General features: G+C 67.3%; 4 protein-coding genes. 3 read left to right on the top strand and 1 reads right to left on the bottom strand.

What is annotated here, in order from left to right; translation table 11 throughout:
* Positions 1-298 precede the first annotated feature (298 nt).
* Positions 299-3286 carry a bifunctional [glutamine synthetase] adenylyltransferase/[glutamine synthetase]-adenylyl-L-tyrosine phosphorylase gene (locus tag ACFWBN_RS28890; protein ID WP_385180997.1) on the top strand — a complete coding sequence of 996 codons (2988 nt, stop codon included), beginning with the start codon at positions 299-301 and terminating at the stop codon, positions 3284-3286.
* A 74-nt stretch (positions 3287-3360) separates the two neighbouring features.
* Positions 3361-4761 carry an acyltransferase family protein gene (locus ACFWBN_RS28885; protein WP_385180994.1) on the top strand — a complete coding sequence of 467 codons (1401 nt, stop codon included), beginning with the start codon at positions 3361-3363 and terminating at the stop codon, positions 4759-4761.
* Between the two features lie 120 nt (positions 4762-4881).
* Here the strand turns inward: ACFWBN_RS28885 and ACFWBN_RS28880 are convergent, their stop codons facing one another.
* Positions 4882-8868, bottom strand: coding sequence for an FG-GAP-like repeat-containing protein (locus ACFWBN_RS28880; protein ID WP_385180991.1), 3987 nt, complete (start codon positions 8866-8868; stop codon positions 4882-4884).
* A 379-nt stretch (positions 8869-9247) separates the two neighbouring features.
* Between ACFWBN_RS28880 and ACFWBN_RS28875 the strand changes: the two genes are divergently transcribed.
* Positions 9248-15910 carry a polymorphic toxin-type HINT domain-containing protein gene (locus tag ACFWBN_RS28875; RefSeq protein WP_385180988.1) on the top strand — a complete coding sequence of 2221 codons (6663 nt, stop codon included), beginning with the start codon at positions 9248-9250 and terminating at the stop codon, positions 15908-15910.
* The last annotated feature ends 31 nt before the right edge of the window (positions 15911-15941 follow it).

Raw genomic sequence — 15941 nt, 5'->3', positions numbered from 1 at the left:
CTGCTCGGCCCCCGCCCCGGCCCGGCGGCGCCCGCCGGCCCCGGCCTTCGCGGCGCGCCGGGAAGCGCGCCGCGCGGCGCGCCGGCCCGCGGCGGGGTCGGGGCGTCCGTCGGACATGGGGCTCCTCGTGGCCGGTCGGCGGGGAGCGGGCCCCATGGCGCCATGGATGTTCGGATAATCCGATAAACCCCCTCATGGTACGCGGCGGTGAGTCGAACGCCTGCTCCGGCTAGGCTCAGCTCCCAGCAGGGAACGGCACGCCAGGGCAGAGGCAGCGACAACCGCAGGAGGCGGCGGGATGACAGTCCCGGGACGCAGGAGCAGCACCTTCATCCGGCTGCTCCGCAGCGGGTTCACCGACCCCTCCGCCGCGGCCCGGCTCTTGGACGCCGACGCACTGGCCGCCGTACGCGCCGATCCGGTGCTCCTCGACGCCCTCGGGGCCACCGCCGACCCCGACCTCGCCCTCCTCGGACTCGTCCGGCTCGCCGAGGCGCAGCCGCCCGACGAGCTGCCCGGCCTCCTCGACACCCTCGTCAGCGCCAAGCCGCTCCGCGACCGGCTGCTCGGCGTGCTCGGCGCCTCCGAGGCCCTCGGCGACCACCTCGCCCGCCACCCCCTCGACTGGCAGGCCCTCGTCACCTACGAGGCCGCCGACCTGCACCCCGGCCTCCCCGACTTCGAGCGCGGACTCGCCGACGCCCACGACCCGGTCCAACTCCGCGTCTCCTACCGCCGCTGCCTGCTCTCCATCGCCGCCCGCGACGTCTGCGGCACCATAGACGTCGCCGAGACCGCCGCCGAGCTCGCCGACCTCGCCACCGCCACCCTCCGCGCGGCCCTGCGCATCGCCTCCGCCGCCGCCCCCGCGGACGCGGCCGCCTGCCGCCTCGCCGTCATCGCGATGGGCAAGTGCGGCGGCAACGAGCTCAATTACGTCTCCGACGTCGACGTCATCTTCGTCGGCGAAGCCGCCCCCGGCACCGACGAGGGCAAGGGCATCCAGGCCGCCACCCGCCTCGCCTCCCACCTCATGCGGATCTGCTCCGAGACCACCGTCGAAGGCACCATCTGGCCCGTCGACGCCAACCTCCGCCCCGAAGGCCGCAACGGCCCCCTCGTCCGGACCCTCTCCTCCCACCTCGCCTACTACCAGCGCTGGGCCAAGACCTGGGAGTTCCAGGCCCTCCTCAAGGCCCGCGCCGTCGCCGGCGACCCCGACCTCGGCGCCCAGTACATCGCCGCCATAAGCCCCCTCGTCTGGCAGGCCGCCGAGCGCGAGAACTTCGTCGCCGACGTCCAGAAGATGCGCCGCCGCGTCGTCGACAACATCCCCGCCGCCCAGGTCGACCGCGAGCTCAAACTCGGCCCCGGCGGCCTGCGCGACGTCGAGTTCGCCGTCCAGCTGCTCCAGCTCGTACACGGCCGCAGCGACGCCACCCTGCACTCCGGCACCACCCTCGACGCCCTCCACGCCCTCGCCGCCGGCGGCTACGTCGGCCGCGCCGACGCCGCCCAGCTGCACGACGCGTACCGCTTCCTGCGCGCCATGGAACACCGCATCCAGCTCTACCGGCTGCGCCGCACCCACCTCGTCCCCGAGGACGAGAACGACCTGCGCCGCCTCGGCCGCTCGCTCGGCCTGCGCACCGAACCCGTCGCCGAACTCAACAAGGCCTGGCGCCGCCACGCCTCCGTGGTCCGCCGCCTCCACGAGAAGCTCTTCTACCGCCCGCTGCTCGACGCCGTCGCCCAGCTCACCCCCGGCGAGACCCGGCTCTCCCCGCGCGCCGCCGGCCAGCGCCTCGAAGCCCTCGGGTACGCCGACCCGGCCGCCGCCCTGCGCCACCTCGAAGCCCTCGCCTCCGGCGTCACCCGCGCGGCGGCCATCCAGCGCACCCTGCTGCCCGTCCTCCTCGGCTGGTTCGCGGACTCCGCCGACCCGGACGCCGGCCTGCTGAACTTCCGCAAGGTCTCCGACGCCCTCGGCAGGACCCCCTGGTACCTGCGGCTGCTGCGCGACGAGGGCGCCGCCGCCGAGAACCTCGCCCGCGTCCTGTCCGCCGGCCGCCTCGCCCCCGACCTCCTCATGCGCGCCCCCGAAGCCGTGGCCCTGCTCGGCGACCCCGAAGGCCTCCAGCCCCGTACCCACGAGGCCCTGCTCCAGGAGGTCCTCGCCGCCGTCGGCCGCGCCGATACCCCGGAAGCCGCCGTCGCCGCCGCCCGCGGAGTCCGCCGACGCGAGCTCTTCCGCACCACCGCCGCCGACATCATCGGCTCGTACGGTACGGAGGACAGCCCCGCCGAAGAGGACCACGGTGCCCTCGTCGACCGGGTCGGCGGAGCCGTCTCCGAGCTCACCGCCGTCACCATCGCCGGAGCCCTGCGCGCCGCCGTCCAGAGCCACTACGGCGACACCCTGCCCACCCGCTTCGCCGTCATCGGCGTCGGCCGCTTCGGCGGCCACGAGCTGGGCTACGGCTCCGACGCCGACGTCCTGTTCGTCCACGAGCCGCGCGAGGGCGTCGACGAGCAGGAAGCGGCGAAGGCCGCCCAAACCGTCATCGCCGAGATGCGCCGGCTCCTCCAACTCCCCACCGCCGACCCGCCGCTGCTCATCGACGCCGACCTGCGCCCGGAGGGCCGCTCGGGCCCCCTCGTCCGCACCCTGTCCTCGTACGCCGCCTACTACCGCCGCTGGTCCCTGACCTGGGAGAGCCAGGCCCTGCTCCGCGCCGAACCGGTCGCCGGGGACGCCGACCTGGGCGGCCGCTTCATCGAGCTCATCGACCCGCTGCGCTACCCCATGGAGGGTCTCGGCGAGGACGCCGTCCGCGAGATCCGCCGCCTGAAGGCCCGCATGGAATCGGAACGCCTGCCGCGCGGCGCCGACCCCACCCTCCACACCAAACTCGGCCGCGGCGGCCTCAGCGACGTCGAGTGGACCGTCCAGCTGATCCAGATGCGGCACGCCTGGGCCGAACCGGGCCTGCGCACCACCCGCACCCGCCGCGCCCTGTACGCCGCCCACGCCGCCGGCCTCATCCCGACCGAGGAGGCGCAGATCCTGGACGAGGCCTGGGTCCTGGCCACCCGCGTCCGCAACGCCGTGATGCTGGTCCGCGGCCGCGCCGGGGACACCTTCCCCTCCGAGGCCCGCGACCTGGCCGCGGTGGCCCGCTACCTCGGCTACGCCGAGGGCACGGTCGGCGAGATGCTCGACGACTACCGCCGCATCACCCGCCGCGCCCGCGCGGTGGTCGAGGAGCTCTTCTACGGGGCGTAGCCGCGCCCGGCACGTTCGAGCCATGTGGCCCGTGAGGCCCCTGCCGCTCTTGCGGTCGCGTGTAGCCTCCCCTGGTGAAATCGATCGATCGCATAGCCGGCCGGCGTCCAGCCCAGGCCGCTGGGGAGAGCGGACGTTCCCGGACCGCGTCGCGGCTCGGCTGGCTGGACGCCTTGCGCGGCATCGCGGCCCTGTCCGTCGCGGTGTACCACCTCGCCCTGCCGTTCCACTGGGTGCCCCACGGCGACCGGGTGCCGTACTACCTGGACCCCGGTGTCTTCGGCGTATTGCTGTTCTTCCTGGTGAGCGGCTACATCATCCCCGCCTCGCTGGAGCGACGCGGTGATATACGGGCGTTCTGGGTGGGCCGTGCCTTCCGGATCTACCCGGTGGTCATTCTGACCGTGGCCGCCTCGCTGCTGATCCTGCCCCGCAGCCACACGGTGGTGGACGGCTATGCCTTCGAGCACCCGCTGCTCTCGCTCGCGGGCAACGGGCTCATGCTGCAGGACATGCTGGGCGTCACCAACGCCCTCGGGGTGCTGTGGACCCTCACCTTCGAGATGATCTTCTACTACTTCGTCACGGCATTGTTTGCCCTCGGCTGGCACCGCAAGAGCGCTGCGATCGCCGTCGGCTTCGCGGCCGTGGCGCTGGTACTGGGCGGCTGGATCGCTCTCGGCACGCTCTCCGTCAACCAGGCGACCACCCGGCATTTGGTGCTGGCCTGCGCCACCGTCGTGGCGATGGCGATGGCCTGCATCATGACCGGCAAGCCGGCCCTGGCCAGGGGTGGCGGGCTGCTCCTCGGCGCACTCGGGCTGGTGCTGATCACTCTCAACAGCCGCGCCGCGGCGTTCGAGACCATGATGATCTTCGCGACGATGTTCTCCGGCACCGTGCTGTACAGGTGGGAGCACGGCCAGGTCGAACGAACCCAGGCCTTCCTGTCTTGTGCCTTCGTCGTCGTCTGCGGCTTCCTCACGGGCTACATGTACAACCACGGGCAGACACTCTGGAGGACCTTCACCGGGTCCTGGATGGCGTGGTCGTTCGCCTACGTCGCCGCGTGGGCGGTCTTTGTCGCAGGCATGCTGCTCCGCAAGCGCCGCTTCCCGCGCTGGCTCAGCTGGCTCGGCGCGATCAGCTACTCGCTCTACCTGCTGCACAACCCGTTGATCCATGGGATGCACTGGATACTGGAAGGGCACGCCCCGATTGTGAGCTGGACAGATCGGGCCCTGCTGCTCACCGCGTTCATGGCCGTACTGACGGGCGCCAGCTGGCTCAGCTACCGCTTGGTGGAGCTGCCCTTCCAGAACCTGGGCCGCCGAGTGCTGAAGGCCGTGGCGCGGCGCCTCCCGCTGGAGGAGCCCTTGTTGGCTCAGGTCAGAACCGGGACGCCATTTGCCGAGGCGACCGCCGCGGTGCCATCAGTGAGGGAGAACGAGCCGGCCCTCTCCGGGCGGGAGTGACACCCCCCCCGGCATTGTGCAGCCACTCCGCAGGAGGGGCGGGGCCGCAGCGACCCATGTCGAGGCAAGAGGGTGAGGCCCTGTATCAGGGCCTCACCCGCCAGCCAGACTCACTTGGGATCAGAGAATGACGTCGTAGCCGTTCCAGCCCGTGCCGATAAGGGTGCGTCCGCTCTCAGGCGTGAAGTCGTAGAGGTCCCCGGTGTTGGTGATGCCCACCGACTCTGCTGCTCCGTTGCTGTCCAGGTCGGTGGCGTAAGGGTTCCATTCGGCGTTCCACCATCCGTCGCCGTTGAAGATGCGGGGTCCGAAGCTGATGGTCCCGTCAGTAGTGGTGTTGGGGTAGACGTAGATGTTGCCGCCGTCGGTGTGGCGGGCGAAGATGTCGATCTTGTAGTCGCCGTTCAGGTCGGCGAAGCGCAGCGTGGTCCATTCGGGCCACCATCCATTACCCATGAAGATCCGGCTACCAAGGGCCTGGGTGCCGGTGCCGCCTATGTGCGGATAGATCCAAAGGTCGCCACCGTGGTCGCGCGCGATGACGTCCGTGCGACCGTCGCCGTTGATGTCGCCGAAGCCGAGGGTCAGATAGTCCCAGCCATTGCCGATCAGGACAGGGTTGCCGAATGTATTGGTGCCGGTGCCGCCGGTGCCGGGATAGAGGTAGAGGTCTCCCTCCCGAGTCCGTCCCACCACGTCGGTGTAACCGTCGTTGTCGAGGTCGGCGGTGTAGGCGTTGATCCAGCTGTCGCGCCACCAACCGGTGCCGACGAGGTAGCGGCCACCGAGGGTGCTCGTGCCGGTTCCTCCGGTTCCGGGGTAGATCCACATGTCACCGTGAGGGTCGATTGCAAGGACGTCGGTGTAGCCGTCGCCGTTGTAGTCGGGCCGGCTCTGACTACCGCTGGTCCACAGACCCTGCCCGGAGGCGTTGTAGATCACGAGTACGCCGCGGGGCTGCAGCACGGCGTATGAGTACGGGGTAGTGGTTTTGCTGCTCCACAGAGCGGTCTTGCCGTCGGCCTCGTAGACCACGAAGTTGCCGTCACTCTGCATACGGGCCACGGCACCGGGATGCTTGTTGGTTCCGGTGGCCCAGAGGGGCTTCTTGTCCTTGGTGTAGAGCACGAGGTTGCCGTCGGCCTGCATCACCAGATTGGAGTTCCCACTGGAGAACTCCTGCCCCGAGGCCAGGGTGGTACCGGACGGGATGCGCGCGCCGGGCACGCCGTCGATCTCGAAACGAGCGGTGAAGGAGCCGACGGTCGTGCCATCAGTCGAAAGCTTCCCCTGCCAGCCGACCATCGTGTTGTCCGCCTGTCGCGCCCACAGATCGGTGACGCTGTCACCGTTGAGGTCACCGGCGGATCCGATGCTCGGGTAGGCAGCCTTGGTCACCCCGGAGCCGACCTTGGCCCGTGTCTGAGTGCCCCAGGTGGCGAGGTCGACAGCCTGGTCCTCTTCCTTGCTCTTCTTGCCGTAGGTGCGCAGGATGTCGCCACTGGCATTGTCCCGCAGCCATAGGTCGGGCACGCCGTCCTTGTTGAGGTCGCCGGGGGCGACGACGGTGAACTTGTCCCAATCGGTGCCGCCGACGAGAACGGGCGATTTGTCGTCCACCTTGCCGAAAATGCCGACGAAGTAGGCCCAGAGCTTGTTTCCCTGCTTGACGAGGACGTCCGGGACCCCGTCCTTGTTGAGGTCGCCGGGGGCGACGATCTGCTCGGCGTCGAACCAGTGGTTGTTCCCGGCCTCGGCCGTCATCTCGATGGGGTTGCCGACAGCGCCTTGGCCGTTGTTGCCGTACGTCCACAGTGTCTTGCGGCTCATGTTGGCCCGCTGCTCGAGTGCGATGAGGTCGTTGTACCCGTCGCCGTCCCAGTCACCCAGGGGGGCGACCTGGGCCCCGGCGAAGGACTTGCCGGAGCTGACCGTTGCGGAGAACTTGCCGTTTCCCTGCCCGGCGTAGGTCAGGAGGCTGCCGAAGAGGTCGCTGCTCCAGATGTCGCGGAAGCCGTCGCCGTTCACGTCGTGGGGCACATCCTCCTTTGCGGTGCGGGCGGCGTAGAACTGGTAGACGGTGGTGTCGGAGCGGTTGCCGGCAGCATCCTGGGTGAAGGCGTAGACGAAGTGCGGGCCGGCACCGGGCGGGGCGAGCTTCGCGGTGAACGAGGCACCGGCGGCAACGGTGGTGCTCTTCACCTCTGGGGCCCAGTCGGTGTAGTAGCCGTACCAGGTGACGTCCTTGACCCCGTTGGCGCTGAGGACGAAGTCCGCCTCCTGGCGGGCCTTACCAGTACCGTCGGGCCAGCCGTTCTTGCCGTCGGGGAAGACGGTCGAGGTGATCTTCGGTGCCTTCGCGGGTCGGCTGCGGTCGACGATGAACTTGCACGTCTGGGACCAGGCTGACTGGGCACCATCCTGGTCGGTCGTCCGCGCCTTCCACGTGTAGCTGCCATCCGGGAGTGAAGCGTCGGGGACGTTCCAGGTGGCGACCTTGCCGTTGTTGGCGGGGATGGTCTGGCTGGCCGCGGGGGTGCTCTGGCCGGTTTTGAAGATCTGGTACTCGGTGCTCAGGTTCCCCGAATCGCGGTCGGAGATCGTCGCGTAGAGGCTGATCGTGGTGTTGCCGATCGAGCCGCCCTCGACGCAGGGCACCCAGGGCGAGGTCCCTGGGTTGGACGGCGTGTTTGGCGGGTTGTTGTACTCGATCTCCAGCGTCATCGTCTTCGCGTCGAAGCGCTTCCAATGGAACTCGTCCGTCTCGTCCGAGGCGAACAGGCCCATGGTCACGCTCGACCAGTTGTTGGCCGCGGATTCCTTCACGGCCTCGGTGGCATTGAACTCCAGGTTCCCGGCCTCGCACTCGGCGCGCCCCTTGGCGTCCTTGACCGTGTCCAGCCAGCGACCTTTGCCGGGCTGGTTGTCCCACGTCGTCTTGGGCGAGATGGGGCCGGTGGTCCACAGCTCCACCGCGGTCTTGGTGCAGGACCAGGACCAGGTCTCCTTGATCCGGAACGTCGCCTTCGAAATCTGAGCGCCCTTGACGTCAGAGGTGTTGAGCTGGAAGTACGACCGCGAAAGCCCGTTCGTTTGAGACTCGTACCCGACCCGTACGTCCTCCTTGGTGTTCCAGTAGGAGTTGTACTTCCAGGTGCGGTAGGCCCACGCCCAGTTCTGCCGCTCACCCCAGGCCACCGACGGGTCGATATAGACGGGGTACTTGGTTGCGGCGCCCGTGAGCAGGGCCTGGTCGGGCTTGATCTCCAGCGTGCCATCCGCGACGGTGGTGGGCATCTGGGCGTTCTTCGCTCCGGACGGCGTCACGAAGACGTCCGAAGGGGTGGTGCCCGTCTCACCGTTGGCGCTGAGGGCTTGCGCACCCGCCGGCGCTTGAGGGGCGGCCCCCGTGGTGGTGGAGTCCCACATCACCGGGTTCGGCGAGGTGAAGACGATCTCACCGGCCGGGTTGGAGGCAGTCAGCAGACCCGTCGTCGCATCCTTGGTGACGTTGAGGCCTACGGTGTCCAGTTTGAACTTCAGCGTGGCGAGGTCGGGATGCTTCGCCGCGGCTGCGGTCTTGACGACCAGCAGCTGGGAGAATCCCTCGACCTCGGCCTTCAGCTGGAGGTCCACGTCGGGTAGGACGTTCGGGTACGTCGCAACATTCGCGGTCAGCGTCGGCTTCGGCAGCGCCGTGGGCCAGGTCAGCGACAGAGTCCGCCCGTTCCTCACCCCCGTCAGCAGCGGACCGGAGCCGCCGCCCGAGAAGGCGATCGAAACGGCAGACGCCTTCGGCGTCACCTTCCCATCCGCCGCGAACTGCAGCGTCGGATCGGTCGCCACCCAGCCGCCGGCATGCCGCACGCGCACCGTCGTCCCGTGCCGCTTGACCGACCACTTACCCGTTGGCAGCGCCCAGGTGTCCGAGGTCTCGGTCCGCGCGGACGTCAACTCGTAGGGCTGACCAGTCTCTTTAGCCTTGGCAAGTGCAAAGTCTGCTGCACTCATCGAGCCCTCGGCGACCGGATCGCCGGCGGCGGAAGCGGCCGCTGCGGGGTATAGAACACCGAGTCCGGTAGCGGTTATCGCGCCCGCCAATGCCACGGAAAGAAACCGTGAAAGCCCCCGCCCGCCCGGATAACCGGAATGGGCCTCTCTTATTTTCACGCAAGCTCCAACTGTCAGATTTCGCGGCGACTCTACGGGGTGCGTCGCCGCCTGAACACCCCTGACCAGCGGTTTTTGCGCCAATCTTAGGCTTGATGCCCCGTTTGTTCTGCAAGGACTATTTGTGGAAATTGATGGCCATCCGATGTGAACGGAGTCATCTGGCGGAGCATCGGGGCCGAATTTAGGCCTGTTAGTCTGCGTCTTAATTCTTCATGGAATGATGGGGTGGGGTGTGAGAAGATTTCGCATTCGAGGGCTTTCTGCGGCATTGGCCGCAGCCGTCCTCTCAGGAATGCTGCCCGGCGCAGCTGCCGTGGCAGACAGCAAATTTCGGCCATTGCTGCCGGAGCTCAATCAGCCAAAGGCTGTGCCGGTCACGCCGGTCCGCACGGGTGGGACAAAGAAGGCAGACGCGGCTGCCGCTCCCTGGAAGGCGCCGCAGATCTCCTGGCCGGCGGCCGGTTCGGCGGAGGTGGACCTGGCTTCGGACTCAGGTCCGGTCTGGAAGTCGTTCCTCTCGGGCGCCGCTCAGGCTCCCGCCGTCGGGTCGGGTTCGCAGCGAGCAGGCAAGCTCCCGGTCGCCGTGTACGTCGCGCCGGGCAAGGCGGCCGAGACGCCATCCAAGGTGAAGGTCTCCCTCACCAGCAAGGATGCGGCGCGCAAGGCGGGCGTCGACGGCGTGCTGTTGTCGGTGGGCCGTTCGGACGGTGTCGGGAAGGCCGCGTCGGCCCAGGTGGAGGTGGACTACGGCGCCTTCCGCGGCGCCTACGGCGGTGACTACGCGGCACGTCTCCACCTGGTTGAACTCCCGGCATGCGCGCTGACGACCCCGCAGCGTGCGGAATGCCGAACGCAGAACCCTCTGCCAACGCGCAACGACACCCGCTCAGGCACGCTCACCGCCCAGGTGAACACACCTGGAGCGGCCGTGCCGTCGGCGAACTCGGGCCGGGCAGCCATGTCCTCTGCTTCAGAGGCTGCCGGCATGACTGTGCTCGCAGCGACGGCGGGAGCGTCGGGTCCGACGGGTGACTACAAGGCGACCCCTCTGCAGCCCTCAGGCTCGTGGAGCGCAGGGGGCTCCTCCGGCGCCTTCTCATGGTCATACAACGTCGACGTGCCGACGGCTCCGGGCGGGCTCGACCCGAAGATCAGCCTGGGGTACAGCTCCCAGTCGGTTGACGGTCGCATGGCTGCCTCCAACAGCCAGGCCTCCTGGATCGGCGACGGCTGGTCGTGGGAGCCCGGATTCATCGAGCGCCGGTACAAGACCTGCAACGACGACAAGACGGGTAGCACCAACACCACCAGGGTCGGCGACCTGTGCTGGTTCACCGACAACGCCACACTGTCGCTGAACGGCAAGTCGACCGAGTTGGTTTACGAGAAGGACAAGGGCTGGCACCCGGCATCCGACTCCGGTGAGAAGGTCGAGAAACTGACCGGCGCCAACAACGGCGACAACGACGGTGAGCACTGGAAGATCACCACGACCGACGGGATGCAGTACTTCTTCGGTCTGAACCGGCTGCCGGGCTGGAAGGACACCTCGACGCCGACAACGAACTCCGCCTGGACCGTCCCGATCTTCGGCAACCAGACCGGCGAGCCTTGCTACAACGCCTCCTTCGCCAACGGCTGGTGCCAGCAAGCCTGGCGCTGGCAGCTCGACTACGTGGTTGCCCCCGGCGGCAGCGCGATGGCGTACTACTGGAAAGCGGAGACCAACAACTACGGTCGCAACGTGTCGGAGACCACCGGCAAGGCGACCGTGACCCAATACATCCGCGGTGGCTGGCTCGACCACATCGACTACGGCCTGCGCTCCGACGCGGTCTACACCGCCAAGGCCATGGGCCGCGTCACCTTCAATGTCGGCGAGCGCTGCCTGACCGGCTGCGGCACCTTCGACGAGACCAATGCGAAGAATTGGCCGGACTCCCCCTACGACCTGTTCTGCAAGGACGGGTCCACCGAGTGCAAGGACCAGTACTCGCCCACCTTCTGGTCAAGGGTCCGCCTGACCGGCATCAACACGGCCATCCTCACTGGCGGGGCCTACCAGGAAGTCGACTCCTGGAAACTGGACCAGGACTTCCCGCCCTCCGGCGACGGCATCTCCCGCGCGCTGTGGCTGAAGTCCATCACCCGTACCGGCAAGTCCGGTGCCGGCGCCGACATCACCCTCAAGCCCGTCACTTTCGCAGGTGAGCAGCGGCCCAACCGCGTCGACGCCACAGGTGACGGTCTCGCGCCGTTCATCCGACTGCGCATGTACCAAGTGACCACGGAGTCCGGCGGCACCATCGGTGTCACCTACTCGCAGCCCGACTGCACCGCCACGACCCTGCCCGCCGCGGACGCGACGAACACCACGCGCTGCTACCCGGTGAAGTGGGCATGGGAGGGCGACACCTCGAAGGTCGACTGGTTCAACACCTACGTCGCCACCCAGATCGTCGAGGGCGACAACCTCGCCGACTCCCCGGACAAGGTGACCTCGTACGCCTACGTCGGCGGAGCCGCCTGGGCCAAGAGCACGGACGAGCTCGCCAAGCCCGAAGACCGGGTCCACTCCGTCGCCCGCGGCTACGGCCAGGTGCAGACCCGCACCGGTGCTGGGGCCGACCCCAAGACGCTTTCCGAGACTCGCTACTTCCGCGGCCTCGACGGCCAAGAGGTCCGGGACTCCAACGGCGGGGTCGTGATCGACCGTGAGCAGTTCGCCGGCAGCCCGCGCGAGACCGTCACCTACAACGGCGACGACACGACCAAGCCCCTGACCGCTTCCTCCTTCACTCCTTGGCTCTCCGCGGCGGCCGCGACCAGGAAGCGCACCGACCTGCCGGACCTGGTGGCGGTCAAGACGGGCACGGAGAAGCAGTCCACCCGCACCACCGTCACAGGCGGCACCCGTACGGTCGAATCCGTCAACCACTTCGACGATTACGGCATGGTCGACTGGGTCTCCGAGTCCGGCGACACCGCCAAGACCGGCGACGAGAAGTGCACAACCACCACGTACGCCCGCAACACCGACAAGTGGATCCTCAACAAGGTCAGCCGCATCAAGGCCGTCGCCGTCCCCTGCGGGACCACTGCGAGCGAACCCGCCGACATCGTCAGCGACGTCCGCACGTCCTTCGACAACGCACCGCATGGCGTCCTCTCCGGCTCCGGCCTGGTGACGAAGGTCGAGAAGATCAACGGCAAGGGGGACGGATACGACGTCCAGGCGTCCGTACCGAGCACCTGTGGCACCGCGAAGAGCGAGCTCTGCTACGACATCTACGGCCGTCAGCTCGCCACCGCCGACCCGTACGGCAAGGTCAGCACGACCGCCTACACCCCGGCGACGGGCGAGCCGCCGACCTCGATGACGGTCACGAACCCTCTGGGCCACGTCAGTACATCCGAGGTCGACCCGCTGCGCTCACAACCCACGAAGGTCACCGACGCCAACGGCAAGGTGACCACCACGGCCTATGACGCCCTCGGCCGGCTGACGAAGGTCTGGCTCCCGAACTGGACGGTGACCGACAACCCGAACAACCCGAGCCGAGTCTTTGAGTACACAGTCAGCAACGACGGCCCCAACGTCGTCACCTCCAAGACGCTGACCCACGACTACCAATACTCCACCGTCCACTCCATCCAGGACGGCCTGCTGCGCGAGCGCCAGACGCAGATGCAGTCACCCGACCTGGCCGGCCGCCTCGTCACGGAAACGTTCTACGACACCCGTGGCCTGGCCTGGCGCAACTCCGGCAGCTACTACGCCGACGGTGCGCCCTCGCCCGTTCTGGTGACCGGCGCCGAGACCACCTACCCGTCGTCCACCGACACCCTCTACGACGGCGCCGGACGACCCACGGCGGTGATCGCAAAGAAGCTCGGCACCGAGACCAAGCGAACCACTACCACCTACACCGGCGACACGACCACAGTGGTCCCGCCAAAGGGCGGAGTGGCGACCACCGATGTCACCGACGCCCTCGGACGGACGGTGGAGCGCAAGCAATACACCGACGCGGCCCTCACCAAGTCACAGTCGACCTTGTACGGCTACAACAACGTGGGCCAGCTGAGTCAGGTCACCGACCCGGCGAGCGCCAAGTGGACGTACACCTACGACGTTCGCGGCCGCCAAATCGAATCGAACGACCCCGACAAGGGCATCAGCAAGACCGCCTACGACGGGGGAGACCGGGCAACCGACGCCACCGACGCACGTGGTATCACCCTGCACACCGACTACGACGACCTCGGCCGAACCATCGCAGTGAAGCAGGGCACTACGACCCTTACCGCACAGGTCTACGACACCGTGGCCAAGGGACAGCTGACGAAGTCGATCCGGTACGTCGAAGGCAAGGCGTTCGAGTCGGAAGTCCTCACCTACAACCACATCTACCAGCCGCTCGTCGCGAAGGTGACCATCCCGTCCACCCCTGACACGGGGGCGCTGGCCGGCACCTACCAGTGGACGAGCACCTACAACATCACCGGTCAGCTCCTGACGACCGAGCACCCGGCCATGGGCGGTCTCCCAGCCGAAACGGTCGGAAGCACCTACAAGTCGGTCTCCGGCTTGCTCAACAGCATGGGCGCCGGCACCAGCCGCCTCGTCTCAGCGATGACCTACGACCACTACGGCCGCAACACCCGCCAGGAATTGGGAGCGCCCCGCCAACGCTTGTATCGCTCGGCCGAGTACGACGACCACACTGGCGCCGTCACCCGCTCGTACACCGACCGCGACCTCGCGCCGCAGCGAATCGAGGACACCAAGTACGGATACAACCTGGTCGGCAGCATCACGTCCATCGCGACTGCCTACGGCGAGGACACCCTCCGTACCACGGACACCCAGTGCGTCAACCTCGACGCCCTGAACCGCATCACGCAGGCCTGGACGAACAAGGGCGTGACCTGCGCCGCAACGCCCTCCGCCACCGTGATAGGCGGCGAGGATCCGTACTGGACCACGTACACCTACGACGCGGTCGGCAACCGCAAGTCCGAAACCAAACACAAGACGGCCTCGGGCCCGACCGCCGACATCATCCGTACATACACGGCGCCTACGGCCGGCAAGCACAACCTGCCCAAGGTCACGCAGGCCGGTGTCGACCCGCATGACGAGGTGTTCACTTACGACGCCACGGGCAACACCAAGACCCGCAAGACCAGCGCGAGCGCCGAGACCCAGTACCTCGACTGGGATGTGGAAGGCCACCTGAAGACCCTCAACCAGGGCACCTCCAGCAGCTCGTTCCTCTACGACACCGCCGGCCAGCGCCTGCTCCGGAAGGACTCCAAGAGCACCACGCTCTACCTGCCGGGTGGTAACGAGCTGCGCCTGGACAAGACCGGCTCCATCACGGGTACGCGCTACTACTCCAACGTGGCCATGCGGGAGAGCGGCAAGCTGACCTTCCTCCTCTCCGACCACCACGGCACCGGCACCACCCAGGTCACCGCAGACGCCGCCCAGACCGTCACCCGCCGCAAGACGGGCATCTTCGGCGACGACCGCGGCCCCCAGCCGTCGGCATGGGCCGGAGACAAGGGCTTCGTCGGCGGCACGAAGGATGTCGACAGCGGCCTCACCCACCTGGGCGCCCGTGAGTACGACCCGACCATCGGCCGCTTCATCTCGATCGACCCGATCATGGATCTGTCGAACTCGCAGCAGATGCACGGATACGTGTACTCCAGCAACAACCCGGTCTCCCTGACCGATCCCTCGGGCCTCATCGAGAGCGACTGCTACCACGGTCATTGCGGAGGCCACTACGACCCCCGCGACGACGATGCACCCGACGAGGATCGGCCCGTCCCGATCTGGGGTGACTACAACAGCGAATACGACGAAGAGGACACCGTCGACGTCGTACTACGGAACAACAAGGGCGGTACGGTCGACCTCCCGAAAGAGAACACGCAGAAATTCATCGAACTCTACCGGTCGGAATACTTCAAACTGGTGAAGAGTCACGGTGAGTATGATCCGGAATACGACTGGTCGTGGAAGACCTCAGCCCTGCTCAGCGCATGCCAGAAGATGTCGCGCAAGGGCTGCAATCCTGAAGACTATCTCGGTGACTATCTCGGAGTTGGCTCGCAAGAGGTAGGCCTGTATTCCAATGAAGGCGGCATCGGCTTCTACGGATTCGAAAACGGAAAGCTCGTAGCCAAGAAGAGGCCCCAGAATGGTACCGGCTGCCAGTGCTTCCTTGCCGGCACGGAAGTCTTGATGGGTGACGGTACCGTCAAGAAAATAGAAGAAATCAAACTCGGTGACGAAGTCCTAGCCACCGACCCGCGCTCCGGTGAAACCTCCAGGCGCCCGGTCTCCCGCCTGATCGTCACCAACGACGACAAGAACTTCAACAAGCTGGAGATCGCGACAGCCGCCGGTATCGAAGAGCTGACGGCAACCCATGAGCACCCGTTCTGGTCGCCTTCGCAGCAGGCATGGGTCGAAGCGGCAGAGCTCGCCCCGGGAATGACCCTGCGCACCAGCGCAGGCGACACGGTCATCATCGTCTCGAACAAGCCGTACACCGAGCATGCCACCACGTACAACCTCACAATCGACGACTTCCACACGTACTATGTGCTGGCGGGCGAGACACCCGTACTCGTTCACAACAGCAACTGTGTAGGAGTAAGTCTCTCGGGTGCCCGGCAGGTCAGTGGGCGTTTCCCTGAGACTGCCGGTCCTGGTGAGACCCTGTTTCGGCAGCAACAGGATGGGACAGTTACCGCGTACGCGAGGTATGACGCGGACGGGGCAATTGCGCAACGAGCCGACTTGCTTCCCACATCGAAGGCGCATGCGGGCATACCGGCGCCACACATTCTCGATATGGAAAAACATACAAACCCAAATACGGGGCAGGTTTTCCGCAGCTGGGCAAAATACCCGCGGCCGCTACGCCCGGAAGAGGAGCTATGCGGATGTCGGTAGAGTGCATACTCTGAGCAAAATGGGTCGTCGA

This window comes from Streptomyces sp. NPDC059989 (assembly GCF_042736975.1).
Lineage (GTDB): Bacteria > Actinomycetota > Actinomycetes > Streptomycetales > Streptomycetaceae > Streptomyces.
The sequence above is the reverse complement of the archived record's forward strand: the minus strand, read 5'-3'. Positions and strand labels throughout refer to the sequence as shown.